Annotated in this window: 19 protein-coding genes; 10 read left to right on the top strand and 9 right to left on the bottom strand. The window is 41.9% G+C overall.

Features of this window, described 5'->3' with window-relative positions:
- Nucleotides 1–5 precede the first annotated feature (5 nt).
- The 4 genes from Q4546_RS08460 to Q4546_RS08445 all read left to right on the top strand — a co-directional run bounded on the left by Q4546_RS08460 (nucleotide 6) and on the right by Q4546_RS08445 (nucleotide 4,402).
- On the top strand, nucleotides 6–1,562 hold the full coding sequence (locus Q4546_RS08460; protein ID WP_102439534.1) for a GGDEF domain-containing protein: 1,557 nt from the start codon (nucleotides 6–8) through the stop codon (nucleotides 1,560–1,562).
- A gap of 31 nt (nucleotides 1,563–1,593) precedes the next feature.
- Nucleotides 1,594–2,955: a nucleotide 5'-monophosphate nucleosidase PpnN gene (gene ppnN / locus Q4546_RS08455; protein WP_102439533.1), complete on the top strand. Its 1,362-nt coding sequence runs from the start codon at nucleotides 1,594–1,596 to the stop codon at nucleotides 2,953–2,955.
- Nucleotides 2,956–3,137: 182 nt separating this feature from the next.
- Entirely contained in the window at nucleotides 3,138–3,896 is a 759-nt protein-coding gene (xni, locus tag Q4546_RS08450; protein ID WP_303446089.1) for a flap endonuclease Xni, read from the top strand.
- Between the two features lie 26 nt (nucleotides 3,897–3,922).
- On the top strand, nucleotides 3,923–4,402 hold the full coding sequence (locus tag Q4546_RS08445) for a DUF3192 domain-containing protein (protein WP_303446088.1): 480 nt from the start codon (nucleotides 3,923–3,925) through the stop codon (nucleotides 4,400–4,402).
- Nucleotides 4,403–4,486: 84 nt separating this feature from the next.
- Here the strand turns inward: Q4546_RS08445 and Q4546_RS08440 are convergent, their stop codons facing one another.
- Nucleotides 4,487–7,249 carry a prolyl oligopeptidase family serine peptidase gene (locus Q4546_RS08440; protein WP_102475387.1) on the bottom strand — a complete coding sequence of 921 codons (2,763 nt, stop codon included), beginning with the start codon at nucleotides 7,247–7,249 and terminating at the stop codon, nucleotides 4,487–4,489.
- Between the two features lie 525 nt (nucleotides 7,250–7,774).
- On the opposite strand from Q4546_RS08440, the gene Q4546_RS08435 reads away from it, so the two are divergent.
- Entirely contained in the window at nucleotides 7,775–8,785 is a 1,011-nt protein-coding gene (locus Q4546_RS08435; RefSeq protein ID WP_102439529.1) for an isocitrate dehydrogenase, read from the top strand.
- A 131-nt stretch (nucleotides 8,786–8,916) separates the two neighbouring features.
- On the opposite strand, the gene rlmM is transcribed toward Q4546_RS08435, so the two are convergent.
- The 4 genes from rlmM to Q4546_RS08415 all read right to left on the bottom strand — a co-directional run bounded on the left by rlmM (nucleotide 8,917) and on the right by Q4546_RS08415 (nucleotide 12,318).
- On the bottom strand, nucleotides 8,917–10,008 hold the full coding sequence (rlmM, locus tag Q4546_RS08430; RefSeq protein WP_303446087.1) for a 23S rRNA (cytidine(2498)-2'-O)-methyltransferase RlmM: 1,092 nt from the start codon (nucleotides 10,006–10,008) through the stop codon (nucleotides 8,917–8,919).
- Nucleotides 10,009–10,195: 187 nt separating this feature from the next.
- Nucleotides 10,196–10,576 (bottom strand): DUF423 domain-containing protein, encoded by a 381-nt coding sequence (locus Q4546_RS08425; RefSeq protein ID WP_102439527.1) that lies wholly within the window; start codon nucleotides 10,574–10,576, stop codon nucleotides 10,196–10,198.
- 22 nt (nucleotides 10,577–10,598) lie between these two features.
- Complete coding sequence (locus Q4546_RS08420) at nucleotides 10,599–11,330, bottom strand: alpha/beta family hydrolase (protein ID WP_303446086.1); 732 nt, start codon at nucleotides 11,328–11,330, stop codon at nucleotides 10,599–10,601.
- A gap of 76 nt (nucleotides 11,331–11,406) precedes the next feature.
- Nucleotides 11,407–12,318: a transcriptional regulator GcvA gene (locus Q4546_RS08415; protein WP_076540323.1), complete on the bottom strand. Its 912-nt coding sequence runs from the start codon at nucleotides 12,316–12,318 to the stop codon at nucleotides 11,407–11,409.
- A gap of 178 nt (nucleotides 12,319–12,496) precedes the next feature.
- On the opposite strand from Q4546_RS08415, the gene Q4546_RS08410 reads away from it, so the two are divergent.
- Complete coding sequence (locus tag Q4546_RS08410; RefSeq protein ID WP_102475388.1) at nucleotides 12,497–12,733, top strand: hypothetical protein; 237 nt, start codon at nucleotides 12,497–12,499, stop codon at nucleotides 12,731–12,733.
- A gap of 161 nt (nucleotides 12,734–12,894) precedes the next feature.
- Here the strand turns inward: Q4546_RS08410 and thiI are convergent, their stop codons facing one another.
- The 3 genes from thiI to pomA form a co-directional block, all read right to left on the bottom strand.
- The gene (thiI, locus tag Q4546_RS08405) at nucleotides 12,895–14,349 is read right to left on the bottom strand and encodes a tRNA uracil 4-sulfurtransferase ThiI (RefSeq protein WP_102439525.1); all 1,455 of its coding nucleotides are present in this window, start codon (nucleotides 14,347–14,349) and stop codon (nucleotides 12,895–12,897) included.
- Nucleotides 14,350–14,714: 365 nt separating this feature from the next.
- Nucleotides 14,715–15,662, bottom strand: coding sequence for a flagellar motor protein MotB (locus Q4546_RS08400; protein WP_303413552.1), 948 nt, complete (start codon nucleotides 15,660–15,662; stop codon nucleotides 14,715–14,717).
- Between the two features lie 3 nt (nucleotides 15,663–15,665).
- Complete coding sequence (gene pomA, locus Q4546_RS08395) at nucleotides 15,666–16,433, bottom strand: flagellar motor protein PomA (protein WP_102439523.1); 768 nt, start codon at nucleotides 16,431–16,433, stop codon at nucleotides 15,666–15,668.
- A 398-nt stretch (nucleotides 16,434–16,831) separates the two neighbouring features.
- On the opposite strand from pomA, the gene xseB reads away from it, so the two are divergent.
- From xseB to dxs, 3 genes are read left to right on the top strand one after another with little or no spacing between them, the layout of a single operon-like run.
- Nucleotides 16,832–17,068 (top strand): exodeoxyribonuclease VII small subunit, encoded by a 237-nt coding sequence (gene xseB, locus Q4546_RS08390; protein WP_076540313.1) that lies wholly within the window; start codon nucleotides 16,832–16,834, stop codon nucleotides 17,066–17,068.
- Between the two features lie 2 nt (nucleotides 17,069–17,070).
- Entirely contained in the window at nucleotides 17,071–17,952 is an 882-nt protein-coding gene (gene ispA, locus Q4546_RS08385) for a (2E,6E)-farnesyl diphosphate synthase (RefSeq protein WP_102439522.1), read from the top strand.
- A 19-nt stretch (nucleotides 17,953–17,971) separates the two neighbouring features.
- Nucleotides 17,972–19,849 (top strand): 1-deoxy-D-xylulose-5-phosphate synthase, encoded by a 1,878-nt coding sequence (gene dxs / locus Q4546_RS08380; RefSeq protein ID WP_303446085.1) that lies wholly within the window; start codon nucleotides 17,972–17,974, stop codon nucleotides 19,847–19,849.
- A gap of 176 nt (nucleotides 19,850–20,025) precedes the next feature.
- Here dxs and grpE read toward each other — a convergent pair whose 3' ends face one another.
- On the bottom strand, nucleotides 20,026–20,643 hold the full coding sequence (gene grpE / locus Q4546_RS08375) for a nucleotide exchange factor GrpE (RefSeq protein WP_076540307.1): 618 nt from the start codon (nucleotides 20,641–20,643) through the stop codon (nucleotides 20,026–20,028).
- 98 nt (nucleotides 20,644–20,741) lie between these two features.
- Here grpE and nadK point away from each other — a divergent pair, with 98 nt between their 5' ends.
- On the top strand, nucleotides 20,742–21,620 hold the full coding sequence (gene nadK / locus Q4546_RS08370; RefSeq protein ID WP_102439520.1) for an NAD(+) kinase: 879 nt from the start codon (nucleotides 20,742–20,744) through the stop codon (nucleotides 21,618–21,620).
- Nucleotides 21,621–21,630: the final 10 nt, after the last annotated feature.

The following is a 21,630-nucleotide window of genomic DNA, read 5'->3' as shown; positions in this document are numbered from 1 at the left end:
ACAGCATGCAAGACTCTTCAGCAGCGGTGTCACAAGTTTCATTATTAAAACAAAAGCTCAACGCCGCTAAATTAGCTATCGAAGAAATTCATGATGATCGTAGTGAAAAATTACGCACCTTAATTCAATTTTTAGGACACTTAAGCTTAGCGTGCAAGGGCCAAAATCTTGAATTAGATAATCGCCTTGCCAAACTGAGACATCATTTACAGGGTTTTGAGCAAATAGATGAAGCCTTGCCTGAATTGGTGGGTATTGAGCGGTTATTAAAGGCACAATATAGCCAAACAATGACTAGCCTTGAAGAGAGTCGCAACAGCCTGTCCCGGGTGATCAGCCAGATTCAGCGGGTTGATTCTGCCCCTGATGAAATCAAAAAAGAAATTAATTACTTTAAAAAAGATCTTAATAAGCCGATCCATACCATTTGGGAATATATTCCTAAGGTGGAACAAGTTATCGGCTTTTACGAGCAAATTCTTCAGCAAAAGTTTGCCAATGCTGATGACCATGTCATTTTGCCTCAACACTTAATTTTAGCAAAAGAGTTAGCCCAAAAAATATCTGAGATAGAATTCAGAAAAGAGCAACGTGATCAAATTCTGGTCATGAAAGAAGTGCTTATGGGTGATATTAAGCTCAATACTTTACTTGAGTCATATCAAACAATACTGAGCTTTTTACTGAATAACATTGCCCGAGAAAAAACCGCCTCTCAGGATTTTCTGTATACCTTAAATGATGCGATTAGCATAGTTCGTGATGTGGTCAATAATACTGCAAACAATAACGAGCGTTCACAACAAATTAAAACTCAGCTTAATAAAGAAATTAACCTGCGGGTTGATAATGCTGACGGTATTGTCGATGACGTCGATGATATCATCGCGCTAAAAACTGAGCTGACCGTCCAACTTGCTTCATTACGAGATGCATTAAACCGTAAAGAAGCCCTTGAAACTCGTGAGCAATCACTGCTACGTAAATCCGTTGAGTCGATGAAAAAAGAGCTAAGCTCTATTACTAAAGAAGCCAACAGCTACAAAGAAAAACTGTTTGAGCATCAAAAACTCAACCTATTAGACCCATTAACCCAACTGCCAAATCGTGCTGCATTAGAAGATAGAATGGAGCAAGAGTATAGAAACCATAAACGCTTTAATAGTCCATTATGGGTGGCGGTAACTGATATTGATTACTTTAAGACAGTCAATGACAGTTTTGGTCATAGTACCGGTGATAAAACCCTGCAAGTCATTTCCATGGCGCTAAAAAACTCCCTTAGAGAAAGTGAGTTTGTTGCCCGTTATGGCGGCGAAGAATTTGTTTTATTGCTACCAGATGTCAATGAAGAGCATATTGGTCTATTGTTAAATCGGGTCAAAGATAAAATTAAGAATATTCCATTTAAGTTTAAAAATCAGAGAATTACTGTGACATTATCCATAGGTGCAGCTCAGGTCATGGAAAACGAACGTATCGAAGAAACCTTTGAACGTGCTGATGCTGCACTTTATAAAGCCAAAAATAATGGTCGAGATAGAGTTGTAATCGATATCTAGTATCTACTGCAACTCTACCAAGGAGTTGCATATGATAATAAAGATCAGCCCTAGAGGCAGCTTAGATCAACTTTCGCAAATGGAGGTTGATCGCCTCAAGCAAAGTGCTAAAAATGAGTTATACCAACTACTGCGAAACTGCTCACTGGCAGTGCTTGCCTCCGGTTTAAAAAGTGATAATTCTGACGCTTTATTCAAGCGCTACGCCAATTTTCATATCAATGTGCTGCAACGTGAACGCGGCTTATTACTAGAGCTCATCAACCCGCCAACACAAGCCTTCGTTGATGGTGAAATCATTGCAGGGATCCAAGAACATCTTTTTGCTGTGCTTCGCGATATCGTCTATATCGACAATAAATATGACAATCTAAAGCACATCAATCTCACCAATGCCAGCCACATTACCAATGTGGTATTTGATATCTTGCGTAATGCCAGAGTCATTTCACCGATGATCGATCCTAATGTCATAGTGTGTTGGGGCGGACACAGCATTAACCCCATAGAGTATCAATACACCCGTGAAGTAGGCTATGAGTTGGGGTTAAGAGCGTTAGATATTTGCACCGGTTGTGGTCCAGGCGCAATGGAAGGCCCAATGAAAGGCGCCGCCATTGGTCATGCCAAACAGCGCATTAAAGATGCCCGCTATATTGGCTTAACCGAGCCCAGTATTATTGCTGCAGAGCCCCCGAATCAAATAGTCAATGAGCTGGTGATAATGCCAGATATCGAAAAACGCTTAGAGGCCTTTGTCCGTTTAGGCCATGGTATTGTTATCTTTCCCGGCGGCGCTGGCACCGCTGAAGAGCTGCTTTATATTTTGGGTATTTTGCTTAATCCCGCCAATGCCCAGCTGCCCTTTCCACTGATTTTAACCGGCCCTAAACAAAGTGCGGACTACTTCACTGAAATAGATGACTTTATCGGCGCTACCCTTGGTCAGCAGGCCCGAGATAAATACCAAATCATTATTGATGATCCTGTAAAGGTAGCGCAGCTGATGAAACAAGGCATGAGCGATGTAAAAGCCATGCGTAAACAACTTGGTGATGCTTACCAATACCAGTGGGCGCTGAAAATAGAACCTGAATTTCAACTGCCTTTTGAGCCAAATCACGAGGTCATGAAAAACCTGCACCTGTTTTTTCATCCGAACAAAGCTGAGTTAGCGGCCAGTTTACGGCGGGCGTTTTCAGGCATTGTTGCCGGTAATGTCAAAAGTGAGACCATTAAACTTATTGAAGACTTAGGTCCATTTGAGATAAGTGGTGATGAGCGGCTGATGACCATGATGGATAAACTGCTTGCTGCGTTCGTAACGCAACAAAGAATGAAACTGCCAGGCAGCGAATATACTCCTTGCTATCGCATCAATAATAAAAAATAGCACATGTTATATTGCTTTACTTTGCCGTCTACATCTTGCTTTTTAATCAAGTAGCGCTTAAATAGCCATTGATTCCACTGTTAAAAACAAGCCGTAAGGTTTAAGCTCAAGGACGGTTAATTTATAATTAAATCATACAGTGGCTCAATGTGAGCGACCTTACTGCAAACGAAAAGAAAACCATGAATAAATTACTCATTATCGATGGCCTTAATCTTGTTAGGCGTATTCATGCGGTATTGCCAGATGAAACGGATATCGTCAGTGTTAAAGAGCGCACACTGTCAGCATGTAAAAAATTACTTAAACATCACCAACCAACTCATGCCATTATGGTGTGGGACGGTGATGAAGAATCGTGGCGTAAACAGCTCTACCCTGATTATAAAAAAGGCCGTAAGCCTATGCCTATCGCTTTAAAGGCTGGCCTTGAAGATATCAAAACCGCTCTGGCCATTGAACATGTTCAATCCCATGATGCCATTTCAGAGGCCGATGATGTGATTGCCACCTTGGCCACTAAAATTGCTGAAAATAACGGTCAGGCCATCATAGTGTCAACCGACAAAGGGTTTGGGCAACTGATGCATAGCAATATTGTTATTTGGGATCATTTCAAGCAGCAATATTTTGATATAAAAGCCTTAGAGAAAAAGCTCGCCGTGCAGCAAAATCAAATTTTAGACTTTATCGCGCTTGCGGGAGACGCGGGGAATAAAGTTCCTGGTATTACCGGTATTGGGCCAAAATCAGCAGCGGATTTATTAAACAAGTTTAGAAGCTTGGCAAACTTATACCAGTCACTGGATAATCTTGGTGCGAAACAAGCGCTAAAATTATCAGAGGGCAAAGAGATGGCAAGAATCAGTTATAAATTGGCGCAACTGCAATGCCATATGCCGCTAAACATTAACCTCAAGCAGTTTAGAGTAGTTAGCTAACCATTAATGAAGCAAGGAATCGCCTGATGAAATCTAAAGTGTCATATTTAATCGCAACCATCTTTATTGCATATGTCACTTTTGTTATTTTCGTTATATTTGTCTACGAGACTCGGCCAGAAGATCGCAGCTGGCAAGAACGCCAAGAGTTTAACCATAAAATGCTTAGCGAAATTATAATTGGCCAAACTATTGATAGCATTAGGCAACTAATGGGCCGAGCCGATTTTTCAGAGGCCAAAGCATCATCTGATGGCAGCTTTCAAATTATGTTTTACCGCACTCACCATGTCACCTCCGACGGTCAAACCACTAAAGATGAATGCACGCCGCTGTTATTTAAAGATGGTGAGCTGATTGCTTGGGGGCAAGAAACCTATGAGCAATTTCTGCAAATACCGATTATCGCTATCGCACCTCAAACTGAAACCGATCTTAACGCGATACAAACCAGTTCAATTCCCGCAGAGCAAGGCATAGAAACAGCAATAACTTCAGAACAGTAACCGCTCAGCTGAACCCATAAAAAATGCCACTGTATATCGCTATCAGTGGCATTTTTAGTTCAATATTAGATTGAATTGTAATCGTTAATCTTGGTTATATTCTCGATACGCCTCACCTTCTTTTAACCACTTAGGCGCTGCAACGCCTTTTAAATAATGGTCAAAATACTGCTTCATTCGAATGGTGTAATCTAGTTTATTAGGGTACTTTTTCAAATGATGTGGTTCATCTTCATATTGTAAAAACACCACATCTTTACCGGTTCTGCGCATGGCAAGATATAGCTCCACGCCTTGCTCCCACGGCACCGCATCATCTTTATCACCAAACATAATCATCATTGGAGTTTGAATGCGTTCAGCATAAAACACCGGTGAGTTTTCAATGTACTTTTGCGGCGACTTAAACAAACTTTCAGCAATTCGGCTTTGACCTGTTTCATACTGAAATTGACGAGCAAGGCCAGAGCCATGACGAATGCCGCTATAAGCACTAGTCATGTTCGACACGGGCGCACCGGTAACCGCTGCTTTAAAGATATTGGTTTGGGTCACAGCGAAAGCGGTTTGATAACCGCCCCATGAATGGCCTTGAATACCAATGGCATCTGGGTCGGCAACGCCCATATCAATGATTTTTTGAACGCCAGCAGTTAATGCCTTTACTGACGAGATCCCCGGGTAACCTACTTCAAAACGAATGTCAGGTAAGAAAATGGCATAGCCATTATCTGCATACCAAGCAAAGTTTGGTCGATGATTAATTGCCATATGCGGGAATGAATGCAAACGATCGCTCATAAAGCGATAGAAATACACCATAACCGGATACTGTTTACCGGCTTGATAATTCGTGGGCTTAATCAGTACGCCATCAGCTGGGCGGCCATCACCATCACGCCAACGCACCAATTCTGCAGCGCCCCAATTAAAATCATCTCGCTGACTATCTAAGTCAGTTTGTTGGCTGGCTTCATTAGGCGTATTCACACTTGAGGTGTATAAATCAGGGTAAAGATCATAACGCTGCTTAGAAAACACCATTGTGTCGCTATTTTTACTGCGGGCAAGTACCGTCAATTTTGCCTCGGTTTCAAGTTGCAACGTCACTCCTGGGACGCCAACAGTGGCGCGATAAAAACTGTCAGCTTTGGTGTGTTCATTATAACCGTGCAATAGCAGCGCTTGCTGCTGCTCAATGACAGCAGGCATATCTGACGTTGCATATAACCCTGCCAATCTAAACTGCTGACGATTTTTACGTCCTTCACCCGCAGACAACATAAAGCCGTCAAACGATGAGCTGCTAAATTGCCACACATCATATTTGTCATAGCCAATAATGCCTGAATCATCGGCTAGCCAAGGCCCTAAGCCATAACTTGGCGCATTACTGGGATAATCATGGTCTTCATTTGCAAAGCTAATAGCGATATCTTTGGTTAAACTGTGTTTTCTGGCATTAGCAATATCATACAAAAACAGTCCGCCTTGTTGATAATACGCCACAAAACGCCCATTAGGAGACAAGCTTGGCATTTCACTTGAGGCATGTTGAGTTAAAATTTGCAGCTTACGGCCAGTATTTAAATCCACTAGATAGACATCTTGATAAAAACCTGCCCAGGTGATCATTTTTTGATAAGGCACATCTGAGGTAGCTAATAAATAACGCTTTTGTTCACCATAGTGCACATCCGGTACGGCTTTATCCGCCAGTTGCACTATACGGTTAGCATTAACGTGCATCACAGCAAGATAAGTGCGCTTTAACTCTTTGGCATATTGTTTTACTTCATGAGGTTTTATTTTTGGGTCGTCACCATGCCACACTTTTAAATCACGAAGTCCGGTAACAATTTGTTGGTCAAATAAATCGGCTTCAGACTCTATTGATGCCAGTGTCAGGGCTTTATCTACTTGCGGTACGCGGCCAATAAATAGCCTTAAGCTATCTTCAGAAAAGAAAATTTTTGAATGCTGATTCAAAGTCCAGTCATCATCTGTTGGCACCTGTTTGAGCTTAAGAGACTCTAGAGCCAAAAGCTTCAGTTGATACTCTCGCTCATCACGCTCTACACTTGCATCCCCTTGGGTAAAGCCAAGCCAGTTGCCATCATCAGATAAACTCAGCTCTGCCACTTGATAACCGTCTGACTTATAAACTTGCGTTAGAGTATTAGTGATTAAATCGACCTTTTTAATCACATGCTGCTTGGCAGCAATATCATTAATGGCAACCACAAATTGGTTACCTGAGCGGTCAAAGTTAAATTGAGTAACATGGTCAAACTCCTGAAAAGTATTGGTGGCGAGTTGAATGAGCTTAAAACCACTGCCTTTATCTGCGCCATTAATGCTCGTTTCTTCAGCGTCCTCTTTGCCATCTTCTTTAGTGTCATCAATATCAAACCAAACCGCTAAATAATCACCTTTGGTACTAAACTCAGCTTGTTTAACCCGCTTAAACTGTTGCTGGTTACCTGTTTTGGTATTCAGTAAGCTAAGCCCTGCACTAAGCTCAGACTTTTTGAGGGTTTCTTTTTCTAATAAGCTCGGCGCAATAGTGGCAATCACATAATCACCATTTGCGCTGACTTTAACATCAGAGCCACCATCAATTTGATACTGCTTTTGTGTAGCCACTTGATTGACTAAAGCGCGGCTATTACCGCGATCTGGCATAGCCTCAACCGCTAACACTGTGCCATTTTCAGAGATAACGGGAGTCTGTAAGGTCTCAAAGCGCATAATATCATCAAGCAATAACGGCTTAATGTTGTCAGCTGATATGGCTGACATTGACACTGCTAACAGAGTCAATGGAATAAGGTTACGTAACTTCAAATCTTCCTCGTTATTGTTGTTATGGAATGAAATACAGTTCAGCTAAATTCATTAACTGAAAACATAATTGAAATTTAATAAAGCATTGTTGAAAATATCACCGCAATTTAATTAATGACCTTTCAGACTAAACTGTGCCAAGTTATTTTTGCAGCCCCTTAGATTGTTAGTAGGCCCAAAGCTAGTAGACTGTAGTTAGTAGACCAAAGTCGTCTATTTAAAATCTGTCACCTGCTTATGCTATGCACGCGAAATAACTTTACAACCAACCTTTTATTAACAACTAAAGCTGATTTATGACGCGAAATAAGCCTTTCAATTACATGGTTGTGAATATCTTAAAGCAATCACCTGAGGATTAGCTTAATTATTTAAAAAAATATGTGATTAAACTCACTAAAAACTGTAAAAAAAAATCTAAATTCGTTAAAATGCGCCGCAACAAAACCGTGAGTAAGTAGTCTTGTTAAGGTGTTGTAAACAATAACAAGAAAATGCAGTAACCACTAAGTGGAAGGACTATCCATGCCAAAACGTACTATAACCGTAATCCCAGGTGATGGGATTGGACCAAGCATTATCGATTCGGCTTTAAAAATTCTCGACAAGGCTGGTTGCGACTTTGAATATGAGTTTGCAGACGCCGGTTTAGCCGCATTAGAAAAGCAAGGTGAATTAGTACCTCAGCGTACCTTAGACCTTATCGAAAAAAACCGTATTACCCTTAAAGGGCCATTAACCACACCTGTCGGTGAAGGTTTTACCTCTATCAATGTAAGCCTACGTAAAAAATTCAGCTTATATGCTAACGTGCGCCCTGTACTTTCTTTTAAAGGTACTCAAGCACGTTATGACAACATTGATATCATCACAGTACGTGAAAACACTGAAGGTATGTATTCAGGCTTAGGCCAAAAAGTATCTGACGATGGCGCTACTGCTGAAGCGACCAGTATCATTACTCGTCAAGGTGCAGAGCAAATTACCACTTTTGCTTATGAGCTAGCACGTAAAGAAAACCGTAAAAAAGTGACTATCGTTCATAAAGCCAACATCATGAAGTCAACTTCAGGTTTATTCTTGAAAGTGGCGCGTGAAGTGAGCCAGCGTTACCCAGATATCGAAACAGAAGAAATGATTGTGGATGCAACGTGTATGAAGTTGGTCATGAATCCAGAAAACTTTGATGTATTGGTAACAACTAACTTATTCGGTGACATTCTATCTGACTTATGTGCAGGTCTTGTTGGCGGCTTAGGTATGGCGCCTGGCGCAAACATCGGTAAAGATGCGGCAATTTTCGAAGCGGTTCATGGTAGCGCACCTGATATTGCAGGCAAAAATCTTGCAAATCCTACATCCGTGATTCTAGCCTCTATACAAATGCTGGAGTATTTAGGCATGGCTGACAAAGCGGAAATGATCCGCTCTGCAGTATCTGCTGTGATTGAAGAAGGCGACCGCACAACCCGCGATCTTGGTGGTACTCATGGTACAACTGACTTCACTCAAGCTGTTGTTGATCGTTTAGGATAAGCTTTATTACCCTTTTAGCTGAGTTATTGCAGCGCTAATAACTCTAGTTTTAATTAAAGGATAATAAAAAAGCCCTTAGTGATATTCACTAAGGGCTTTTTAATGCTTGTTTAAATTTCCAGCTAAATAGCTTAGTTAAACGCCCAAGCAGTATTAGGTTTAACCCATAAGTGAACTGTCACTTCATCACGATCATGATAAAGGTGCTTACACTGTAATTTAAAATCTGTGATGTCGTTTTCTTTTAAAATTTCAGCCATAGTATCTAAAATCTGTCTGACTTCTTTATAACGACTTTTCATTGGTAATTTAAGGTTAAAAATGGCTTCTTTAAACCAGCCATTAATCGCCCAAGCTTCAACGAGCTCAGCAACACGTGACGGTTTTTCTACCATGTCACACACTAACCAATAAATGTTTTTTCTTGGTGGTTCGAAACGAAAACCATCGGCGCGATAATGTTTAACCTGTCCAGTGTCCATTAACTTCTGATCCATAGGACCATTATCAACTGCGGCGACAAACATGCCACGACGTACTAGCTGATAAGTCCAGCCACCAGGACAAGCGCCTAAATCCACAGAATGAAGCCCTGAGCGGCAGCGGTCTTCTTGCTCTTCCTTTGTCAAGAATTGCCCAAAAGCCTCATCTAATTTCAAGCTTGAACGACTCGGAGCATCGGCAGCCATTTTAAGACGGGGAATGCCCATAAAATAAGGTGAGCTATTGTTTGATAATGAATAGCCGACATAAGCCGTACCCGGCGCTACAAAGCACACATGAATGATAGGTCTGCGGTCATTTTCTTGAGCTAATAATGCGCCAGACTTTTTCAGGCCTTGGCGTAAAGGCACAGTAAATTTGCGGCAAAAACCTGACAGTTCTTTAGCTTCATTGGTATCTGGAGTTTCAACTCGTAATTCTCCCGCTTTTGACACTTCACTTAAAGCAGCCACAATCGGTGATACTCTGTCTTTTTCAGGCAAACCTTTTATCAACTCACCAGCAGCAAACATTTGTCTTGCAAACACTAATGAATTTAACTCAATTTGCTTTGCCAGTTGCTCACCGCCGTTTTCTTCAAAGCATTGGTAAATCACATAAGCATCATTGGTATTGGTTTTAACAAAGCCACCAATATTTAATTCAGCTGCACGCTGTTGAATTTCTGCAGCACAATCTTTCTCATAGCCTGCGCGGCAAAATATAAAGAGGTTTTTCATGATAAGCCTTAAGCTTCTATAACCATAACTGCTTCACAGTATGGTCGAAGGACAAAATAATGGGGGCATTATACTCAAAAATTATGCCGCTGTGTTAAATAGAAAAGGCAAACCGATAAAAGCAACAAAGCAGCAGATTTGATAAACAAGCTGCTGCTTTGAAATATTTGCCAAAGGTGACGCTAAGTTATTTCTGCTTAGTATGTTTTGCTATCCCAATGGCAAACAATGTCCAGCCAATCAGCATACAACCGCCGCCCATAGGGGTAATTGGCCCAATCCATTTGGCGCCAGTAAAGGCATATAAATACAATGAACCTGAAAATAATAAAATACCCACAAAGAATAAATAACCTGCCCAATCCAGCAGTTTTGAACTTATCCAGTGACCACTTAACGCTACGGCAATAATGGCAAAGGTGTGATAAAAGTGATAATCGACACCGAGTTTAAAAATCGCAACCAACTCAGGCGGGGCAATACTTTTTAACCCATGGGCACCAAAAGCCCCTAAAGCAACCGCTAAAAAACCACTGATTGCCGCTAACAGTAATAAACCTTGTCTCATTGATATCTCGCTTTATAGAAAATTAATCCACAATATCAGTAATAAACTGATCACATATGGTTAAGCAGTGCTTCAGATTAGCCTCTAATGTGGTTCCTGACGACTTACGTGGCTTAAAACTATGATCGCCATCGGTTATCCAGCTGACTTTGACTTGTTTATTTATATCCCACTGGGGTATTTCGCTTATACCGCCAAATTTATCCCGCTCACCTTGCACCACCATTAATGGTTTTAAGCCATTATTTAACGGCTCAAGTCTCGGCTCTCCGCCTTTTAATGGAACAAAGGGATAACCTAAGCAAATGCAGCCTTTAATTAAGGCGTTAACTGAAGCAGAGATCTCAACCGGCTCATCATTAATGATAAGTTCGTCATCGGTTAACAATGTCGCCGCCATTCTGCCACCCATTGATTTCCCCATTAACACAATGTTTTCGACCACAAGATCATTGTCTTCAATGGTTTGTTCAATGGAATTAAGTAGCCTAGTAAAATGCATTAACAGTTTAGGCGCTCTATCTGGCGGCCTTCTTTTGCCATCTTGCATATTGGCTTGCATATATAAGAAGTTAAAGCGCAATACTTGATAACCTTTAGCAACCAAGCCATTGGCGATATCGACCATAAACTCATGGTGCATATTAGCCCCAGCGCCATGGGCCAATACCACTAATGTTTTACTGGGGTCGCCCTGTAAGATTGATTCAATTTCTAAACTATCGTTTGTTACAGCTGGGCCTAGGGGGGTCATATCATTAGTTTCTTCGATTGTTAGTGACAACAGCATTAATTACTACGCTATGTGGTTAAGCTTGGGTAAGTTAGCCCTAGCCTGACAGTAATTCACTGCGAGACTCTTCAGCAAACATATCTACCATCCACTCTCTAAAGGCAGCGACTTTACCTAATTCAGAATGATTTTGCTGACACACTAAGTAATAAGCATCTTTGCTGACTAGCACCTCTGAGAACGGACACACCAAGCGGCCTGCTTTTATATCCGGCCTTGCGAGTACGCTGTAACCCAGCGCAATACCTTGGCCATGAGCGGCAGCTTGCAGTACTAACGATGAATGACTAAAGATGGGGCCAGAATTAACATTAATTTCACTAATTCCACATTGCCTAAACCATGCCTGCCAATCATGACGGCTAGAATCGTGCAGTAAGGTATGATTTTTTAAGTCGCTGGGTTTCTCTAATGGTTTAGGTCCATTAAGTAACAGCGGTGAACACACCGGAATGAGCACTTCATTACGCAATTTATCCGCTCTTAAGCCAGGCCAATTACCTTGGCCATAATAGATGGCCACATCTACATCATCAGTCAATGAGCCCGTTTCGCTGTCAACAGCTTTAATGCGTACATCAATATCGGGATTTTGCTCACTAAACTTAGCCAAACGCGGCACAAGCCATTGAATTGCAAAACTTGGTGACATACTTACCGTTAACGAACCAATGGCGCTTCGGGCTAATAATCGGTCGGTTGATTCACCTAATTGGATAAAAATATCTTTAATATCGAGGAAATAACTTTGACCTTCTTCGGTCAATAAAAGCGAACGATTTTTGCGGCGAAACAGCTTTAGGCCTAGAAAATCTTCTAATGCTTTAATTTGATGACTAACAGCAGCCTGAGTAACAAACAACTCTTCAGCGGCACGGGTAAAGCTCAAGTGCCTTGCTGCTGCTTCAAATGCTTTTACCGCGTTCAAAGGTGGCAATCTTCGCGACATAGTGATCCATCTCTCGTTTTTTAATTAGTTTTTCTAATGAATAGCGTTACATTTTGTCGTTTGTAAAGAACACTGTGTTCGGTTAAATTATGACCATCAGATTTATGGTGAGTTGGACAACTTCTACGCAGTGTAAGGGTGTGTCCGCCAGTGTTAAGTCAGCCCGGAGGCGACCTTTATGTTCAATTTAAAATCATTAGCTACAGTAGCTTTACTTTCTTGTTTTGCTTTTACAGCTAGCGCAAATGAAGAAGGCATTGATATCAGCGACCTTCAAGCTTCAATAAACGCAGAGCTTCAACAAAGCATGTCAGAAATGCAAAGTAATGTTCAGGTTGATGTTAACAGCACTTTAGTTGCAGACAAAGAAGTTCAACAGCCAATCACTACCGCTGAAACGCGCACTGCTGATTAATTTACTGTAAAAACAGTAACAAAAAAACCGCATTGACCATTTAAATGGTAATGCGGTTTTTTTATGGGCTAAAATGACTGTCGCAGTTTCAATATGAAATACACATCACAGCCTGCAAAGCTTAAGTAGGAGCATCGACTAGCGATACTCCTTTTACGCCATTAAGGACGGTATACTTTAACGTTGCTGTGACCTTGCTCAGTCAGGTATAACGCTTGTAATTTACTCATTACGCCGCGATCACAGTAGAGTAAATAGGTTTTACTTTTATCTAAATCAGCAAATTGCGTTGCTAATTTAAAGAAAGGAATTTTTAAGATTTCAGTGCCATCAATGCTTAGTGGGTTTTGCTCTTCTTCATCTTGTGCTCTGATATCAATCACAACACTGCCAGCTTCAATTGCATCAACGGTTTCAGTTTCACTTACTGTGGTTTCAACTTTTTCAGCAATTTGCTTAATATCGATAACCACGGCATCTTCTACAATACGGTCAATTAAGTCTTCACTGAATTTAAGCTCTTCAGCTTCAATTTTTGCCAGTACAGCCTTAACGGTTGGCTTTTGCGAAATCACACCACAATATTCAGGAATCGCTTTAGCGAAATCTTCAGTACCAATTTGGCGACTTTCATTGATAATGTCTTGCTTATCCATGGTGATTAATGGACGTAAAATCAATAAATCCGTACAGCGGTCAATTACGTTTAAGTTGGTCAGAGTTTGGCTTGAAACTTGACCTAAACTCTCACCTGTAACCAAAGCTTGGATGTTGTACTTTTCAGCCATTTTAGTGGCGGCGCGCATCATCATACGCTTAAGAATAACGCCCATTTGACCGTTATCAATTTTTTCTAGAATCTCAGCAACCACTGGCTCAAATGGTACAGTCATAAAGCGCACTTTGTGTGACTCGCCATATTTCTGCCACAAATGATAAGCCACTTGCTTAACACCAATCTCATGCTGCGCGCCACCTAAGTTAAAGAAACAATAGTGAGTGCGGGCACCTTTTTTGATGAATTGATAGCTTGATACACCTGAATCAAATCCACCTGAGATAAGCGATAATACATCTTCTTGGGTCGCCATTGGGAAACCACCTAAACCGGGAATACGGCGCACAACCATATACAGTTTTTCATGGTCAATTTCTAAATTAACCGTCATATCTGGATTTTTTAATTTCACACCCACAGCATCTGTGTGCTGGTTTAAACCGCCACCAACGTAACGCTCAACTTCAATTGAATTAAAGTCATGCTTACCAGTACGCTTAACGCGAACACAGAAGGTTTTACCTGCCAATTGCTCTTTATAAACTGGCAGTACTTGCTGGTAGATATCATCCATTGACTCAAAACTGTATTCATCAACTTGAACAACATGAGCAATACCAGGAATACATTCTAAACGCTCAGCAATGGCGTTAATGCGCGTTTGTTCATCGCTGTTGACGTGGATCATAATGCGATCCCATTGACGTTGTACTTTTACTTCGTCATCAACTTTTTTAAGTACATTTCGAATGTTGGTCTCAAGAATTTTAGTAAAACGCATACGAACAGTTTTACTTTTCATCATGATTTCTGGGTATAGCTTTACAATAAACTTCATTGGATTTCCGCGGCAACTGATTTGGATGTTCACTTTTACGACTACGGATTGCGTTGATATTCAGCGCAAAATTAACTCATAAAAGTCAAAAATAATAATGGCTGGAAATTAACCAGCCAACAAAGGCGGGATTATAGCAAAAACTGTCTATATACCAAACACAATAAATTTTATTACACACAATCTTTGAGCTTAGGTGCTAAGGCTGTCATTAAATCTAAATAAAATTAGCAGTCTAAGCAATACTGCAACACAGCGTCAGTGAAACGGCGTTGCGATTACTGGCTATACAGCGCTATTTAAAGCCGATAAAAAGCCGCTTAAGGACTAAGCGGCTAATCTCATCTTATATAAAGAGCGCGTTTCTATGGCTGCTGTGATTGTGGCGCGAGTACTTCTATCTCAGCAGACTCTTTCGCCTTGCCTTGTTCAATAGCAATTTCAACTCGGCGATTACGGCTACGGTTTTTAGCAGAGTCGTTAGCCACTAATGGCGCATTAGATGCCATACCCACCACCCGCATTCTGCTGTCATCAAAGCCTGTCACTTTAGCCAGTTCATGGGCTACTGAGACTGCGCGTTTACTGGATAAGTCCCAATTAGAACTGTAAAGCTCATTGCTAATGTGCATGCCATCGGTATGACCTGATACTGTAATAATGCCGGGAACATCTTTTAATAAGTCACCAATTGAGCGAATAACAGGTTTAAATCTTGGCTGTAAAAAGCCTGAACCCGATGCAAAAGAGCCTTTTTCGCGGATCCGGATAATAATCTGTTGCCCTAACGATTCAATTTCGATGGCGCCATCAACAATTTCCTCATTGAGTTTTTCGGCCATTTTTTTCACTTGGTCGTTAATATTTTCTTGCTCAGACTTCGCTTGGGCTTGCTGAGCCTGTGCTTGTTGCTGGGCCGTCGCTTGAGCATTACCGCCGCGATTATCCCCTTGCTGTTTTTGCACGCCGCCCGCACTGGCATCGTCGCCTGCTTGATACTCAATGGTTTGCTCTGTCATCTCATTGGTTTGCTGATTGATAATTTCAATAGGGGTAGGGTCCGGTTTTCCCGGCCGAAACTCTAACGCAATCACCGAGGTGCCTTTAGGAATATCTTTAACTTCAACTTTATTTTGCACCCCGAAGGCATACTTCATCGAACCGGCAATTTGCTTAAACTTCATCACGTCCATTTCAGAGAACGCCAGCAGCAAAACAAAAAAGCACATCAATAACGACATAAGATCAGCAAAGGTGGCTAGCCATAACGGCGCGCCGGGTGGTGGACAATCACACTTGGCTTTTTTAGCCATGAGCTACTCTCCGTCCGTGGTATCGATTTGACGTTGTTTTTCACCTAGATAATTTTTCAGGAAACCTTCGATAACACGTGGGTTCTGACCATCTTGAATCGCCAAGACCGCATCCATAATCAAATTGCGGTTAAGTAACTCTTCACTCATACGTAATTGCAATTTATCAGCAATCGGGAGCGCCACCATATTGGCGATAATCGCGCCATAAAGCGTGGTTAATAATGCCACCGCCATTGCCGGGCCAATTGATTTAGGGTCATCCATATTCGATAGCATGGCCACTAAACCAATCAAGGTACCAATCATGCCCATGGCTGGGGCCACATCACCTAAGGATTTAAAAATGCCAATGCCGGTTTTATGCCTTTCCTCGGTCAGGGCAATATCTTTTTCTAAGGCTTCACGCACCACATCACCATCATGGCCATCCACTAACATGTCGACCGCTTTTTGCATAAAACTGTTACCGATCTGCGCTTCTTCTAATGCTAAAAAGCCCCCTTTACGGGCTGCATCAGCCATATTCACTGATTGGTCAATTAACTCCTCAGGCTTATCAATTTTAAACATGAAAGCTTTAGCGCCAATTTTTACCGCGCCTAAAAATTGCTTAAGATTATATTTCATCATCACAACGAAAAGAGAACCAATAAGCACAATCATCACCGATGGCGCATCAATAAAAATCGAAATCCCACCACTGTTCACCATAGAACCAATAATAAAAGCGAAGGCGCCTATTAAACCTATTAGGGTTGCTAAATCCACAATTTCTCCTTGAGCGCAGTCTTAATAATGCTGCCTTACTTCTATGAATACCAATGTAACACTCTGAGCTATTGGGACAAATGTTCAAACGAACAAAAAAAACTCATACAGTGACACTTTCATCGATTAATTGGCTGGTTTATCAAAAAAGCATCAAAAAATGCTATTACGACTACCATTATTACTACCATGGATTTCAAACTTCGCTTAAAGCGACCGCTTGACACTGGTATTCATTATCTATATCGGTCAAACTTAGCCCAAGTTTAGGAATATTTTATGAATTATATAAATATTCAGTCACAAAGCGTGCTATTGAGCAAATAAACAACGACTGAATTTGACCCTTAGCGCGGCCTGATATACCTTGTCCCCGCATAATAGAAGGAATAAGAATTGTGGCAAAAAAACCTGAGAATCTAAGTTTTGAAGAATCCTTATCGGAGCTTGAAAACATTGTTGCAGATCTTGAGCAAGGTGAAGTCACTTTAGATAATGCCCTTAAACAATTTGAGCGCGGCATTAAGCTAGTGCGCCAGAGCCAATCTAAGCTAGAACAGGCTCAACAAAAAGTTTCCATCTTATTAAATGAAGACGATACCAACCTCAGCCCATTTACCGTTGAAGGCGAATAAGTGTGTTAGCCCAGTCAATTGAACAATACCAACAACGCGTGAACCAAGTTTTAGCAACTAAACTTGCCCAGCTTGATGACGCTGCCCCTATATTAAAAGCCGCAATGACCCACGGCGCCTTATTGGGCGGCAAACGCATTCGACCTTTTATGGTTTATAGCATTGGTGAAATGTTAGGTGCTGATTTAAAGCAGCTTGATAACGCCGCAGCCGCTATCGAATGTATTCATGCCTACTCATTAATCCATGATGATTTACCTGCCATGGACGATGATGCCCTGCGCCGCGGCCAGCCAACGGTGCATATTGCTTTTGATGAAGCCAGCGCTATCCTTGCAGGCGATGCCCTGCAAACCTTAGCCTTTGAACTTATTTGCGAGCCTAATGAGAGCATTAGCGCCTCTCAGCAACTTGCTATGGTAACCGCTTTAGCTAAAGCATCGGGTTATAGTGGTATGTGCGGCGGACAAGCTATTGATCTAGGCGCCACCAATAAGCGTATAGACCTTGAGCAGCTAACCCTGTTACATAATAAAAAAACCGGTGCCTTAATTAGCTGCGCTGCAGAACTTGCCTTAATCGCGGCATCAGCATCAAGCCTAGACCAACAAATTATCAGAGACTTTGCCGCCAATATTGGCTTAGCCTTTCAAGTACAAGATGACATTTTAGACATCATTGCCAGCACTGAAGAATTAGGTAAACCCCAAGGCAGTGATCAAGAGTCCAATAAAAGCACATTTCCTAAATTATTAGGGCTTAAGGGTGCAAATGAATGCGCCGAGCAACTAATTAACGATGCACTATCAGCGCTGGCAAAATTGACCTACAATAGCCAGTTAATTGCAGACTTCGCCCGCTATATCATTGCGCGAAGAATATAAAGAGACAGTTTACCGCCATATGAGTTTCGATAATTCTCAATTTCCGGTATTAGCTCAAGCTAATACCCCTGACGATTTGAAAAAGCTGCCGCAAGGCATGCTGCCACAGTTATCCGATGAATTAAGACAGTTTTTGCTTAAATCAGTCAGTAACTCAAGTGGCCATTTTGCTTCAGGCCTTGGTACTGTTGAATTAACAGTAGCACTTCATTATGTCTATAATACGCCTTTTGACCGCGTAGTATGGGATGTAGGCCACCAAGCTTACCCCCATAAAATTCTCACTGGTCGTCGTGACAGAATGCATACCATTCGTCAAAAGAACGGTTTACACCCTTTCCCATGGCGTGAAGAAAGTGAGTACGACACCTTTAGTGTCGGGCATTCTGGTACCTCTGTTAGTGCAGCATTAGCCATGGCTGTGGCTGCAGAAAAAGAGCAGAAAAATCGTAAAGTCGTGGCCGTTATCGGTGATGGTGCGATGACCGGCGGTATGGTGTTTGAGGCCATGAACCATGCAGGCGATCTGCACAATGACATGTTAGTGGTGTTAAATGACAATGAAATGTCTATCTCAGAAAATGTCGGCGCACTGAATAACCATTTAGCCCAACTAATGTCAGGCCGCTTCTACACCACCATTCGTGAAAGCAGCAAAAAAGTGCTCAAAGGTATGCCTGTCATTAAAGAAATGGCAAAGCGTACTGAAGAACACCTTAAAGGTATGGTCGTACCTGGAACCTTATTTGAAGAACTAGGTTTTAACTATATTGGCCCGATTGATGGTCATGATGTTGATTCATTAGTTGAAACCCTGCGTAATATGCGCGATTTAAAGGGCCCGCAAATCCTGCATATCATGACTAAAAAAGGTCGTGGATATGAGCCTGCTGAAAAAGACCCTATCGGTTGGCATGCAGTACCTAAATTTGACCACACTCAATTTAGAAAGCCGAAAACAAAACCAAGTTCACCGACATTTTCGCAAATTTTCGGTAAGTGGTTATGTGATGTTGCTGAAAAAGATGACAAGTTACTCGCCATTACACCAGCCATGCGTGAAGGCTCGGGCATGGTTGAGTTTTCACAGCGTTTTCCAAACCAGTATTTTGATGCCGCGATTGCTGAGCAACACGCGGTCACCTTAGGTGCTGGTTTTGCGTGTGAAGGCTACTCAGCTGTTGTCGCTATCTATTCAACTTTCTTGCAGCGTGGTTACGATCAGTTAATTCACGATGTAGCTCTACAGCGCTTACCTGTGTTATTTGCTATCGATCGCGGTGGTATTGTTGGCGCTGATGGCCCAACTCACCAAGGTGCTTTTGATTTAAGCTTCCTGCGTTGTGTTCCCAATATGGTCGTTATGGCACCATCTGATGAAGATGAATGTCGCCAAATGCTCTATACCGGTTATCGCTATAAAGATGGCCCAACGGCGGTTCGCTACCCTCGTGGTTGTGCGACAGGTATTGAACCAACTGAAGAAATGACTCCTATTGCGATTGGTAAAGGCTTGGTTAAACGTCAAAGCCAACAGCAGACGCAACGTGTAGCCATTGTTAACTTTGGTACTACTCTTGCTGCAGCGCTTGAAGCCGCTGAGACGCTCGATGCCACCGTTGCCGATATGCGCTTTGTTAAGCCATTAGATTTAACCCTGCTCGCTGAGCTTGCTCATAGTCATGACTTGATTGTCACCGTTGAAGAAAATGCCATTATGGGCGGTGCGGGTAGCGGCGTCATTGAAGCGCTGCATCAAATGAAAATCTTAAAGCCTGTGCTGCAAATTGGCTTACCTGATGAATTTATCAAGCATGGTGGACCGGATGAAATCATCCAAGAGCTTAAATTAGATGGTGCGGGTGTTTTAGCCCAAATCCAAGACTATTTAAGTTAACCGCCTCAGGGAGTTAAGCCAATTTGATTGGCGCTAATAAAAATCACAAAAAAGGACTGCATTGGCAGTCCTTTTTATTAACTCTTTATTACTAACGCTTGATTACTAACTATTGCTTTGCCAATGCTTTGCTTATTGATTGGCAAACCAAGAAGTCAGTTTTCAATTGTTATGCATTACGCTTGTGTATCAACACTTGCGCCACCTTGAGACACCATAACCATCGCAGGGCGAAGTACACGGTCTTTTAAGATGTAACCTTTTTGCATAACTAGCATCACGGTATCTTTAGGGTATTCTGCACTTGGCTGCATACCGATAGCTTGATGATGATTTGGATTAAATGCTTCACCTAATGGATTAACAAGCACTACGCCATTTTTCTCAACTGCTGCCATTAACCCTTTCATGGTCAATTCAACACCTTCAGCAATCGCTTTAGTTGCTTCATCTTCAGCATCAACACCAGCAAGTGCACGTTCCATATTATCTAATACAGGCAAAAGCTCATTCACGAACTTTTCTAATGCGAAGGCACGGGCTTTTTCAACATCTTTTGCTGCACGAGCGCGGATGTTTGCCGTTTCAGCAGCGGCGCGAATTTCAACATCTTTACGCTCAGCTAAGGCTGCTTGAGTTTCAGCAAGTTGTTGCTCTAATGCTTCAATTTTAAGGTTAGCTTGAGTTAACGCATCAACTTCGGTGGCCTCTTCTGCTGCGACTTCAGTTTCCGTTTCATTGACGACTTCTGCATCAATGATCTCTTGATCTACTTTGTTTGACTCGTTGCTCATTTTCACTCCAGCTAAAAATGCTTTGTTTCTGATTACTATGGGCATATTATGGGGATCATTTTCTTCGTTTCAAGCCTTTGTGCAAATCAAATACTAATATGACTAAAAAGTTTCAAACAATCGGCCTCATTGGCAAGCCACATCATCAAGGTACCAATCGCACTTTAAAGCGTTTGCATCATTGGCTTTCCATGCAAGGCTTCGACATATTAGCCGAAGAGCGAGTGGCTTCTGAGTTAAAAGTTGAAGTGGAATCTGTTGATTTAACTGAATTAGGTGAGCGCTGCGATCTCGCTATTGTCGTCGGTGGTGACGGTAATATGCTCGGCGCCGCGCGGGTATTGTCTCGCTTTGACATTGGGGTTATTGGGGTTAACCGTGGCAACCTTGGTTTTTTAACGGATTTACCACCCGATAACTTTGAAGAATCACTTTCTAAGGTACTTGAAGGCGAATACGATACAGAGAACCGCTTTTTGCTAGAGGCTGAAGTGCATCGTCATGGGATTTTAAAAGCCAGTAACTCTGCGGTTAACGAAGCGGTATTGCATCCGGGTAAAGTGGCGCACATGATCCAGTTTGAGGTCTATATTGATGAGCAATTCATGTATAGCCAACGCGCCGATGGCATGATTGTATCAACCCCAACGGGCTCAACAGCTTATGCATTGTCTGCTGGCGGCTCAATTTTAACCCCTAACCTGCAAGCATTAATTTTAGTGCCTATGTTCCCTCATACACTATCGTCTCGCCCTATTGTGGTGGATGCATGTAGCACCATAAAATTAGTGGTATCACCGGATAACGGCGAGAACTTAGAAGTCAGCTGTGATGGTCACGTTGATTTAGCTGTGTTGCCTGGGGATGAAATTTTTATTCGCCGTAGCAATAATCATTTAAGAATGATCCACCCTAAAGGCCACAATTACTTTGATGTTTTGCGCGCTAAATTGGGCTGGGGCAGCAAACTGTTTTAAGGGCTAATGT

The sequence above is a fragment of the Shewanella sp. 4_MG-2023 genome (assembly GCF_030548015.1).
Lineage (GTDB): Bacteria > Pseudomonadota > Gammaproteobacteria > Enterobacterales > Shewanellaceae > Shewanella.
This window is presented reverse-complemented; position numbering and strand designations above follow the sequence as displayed.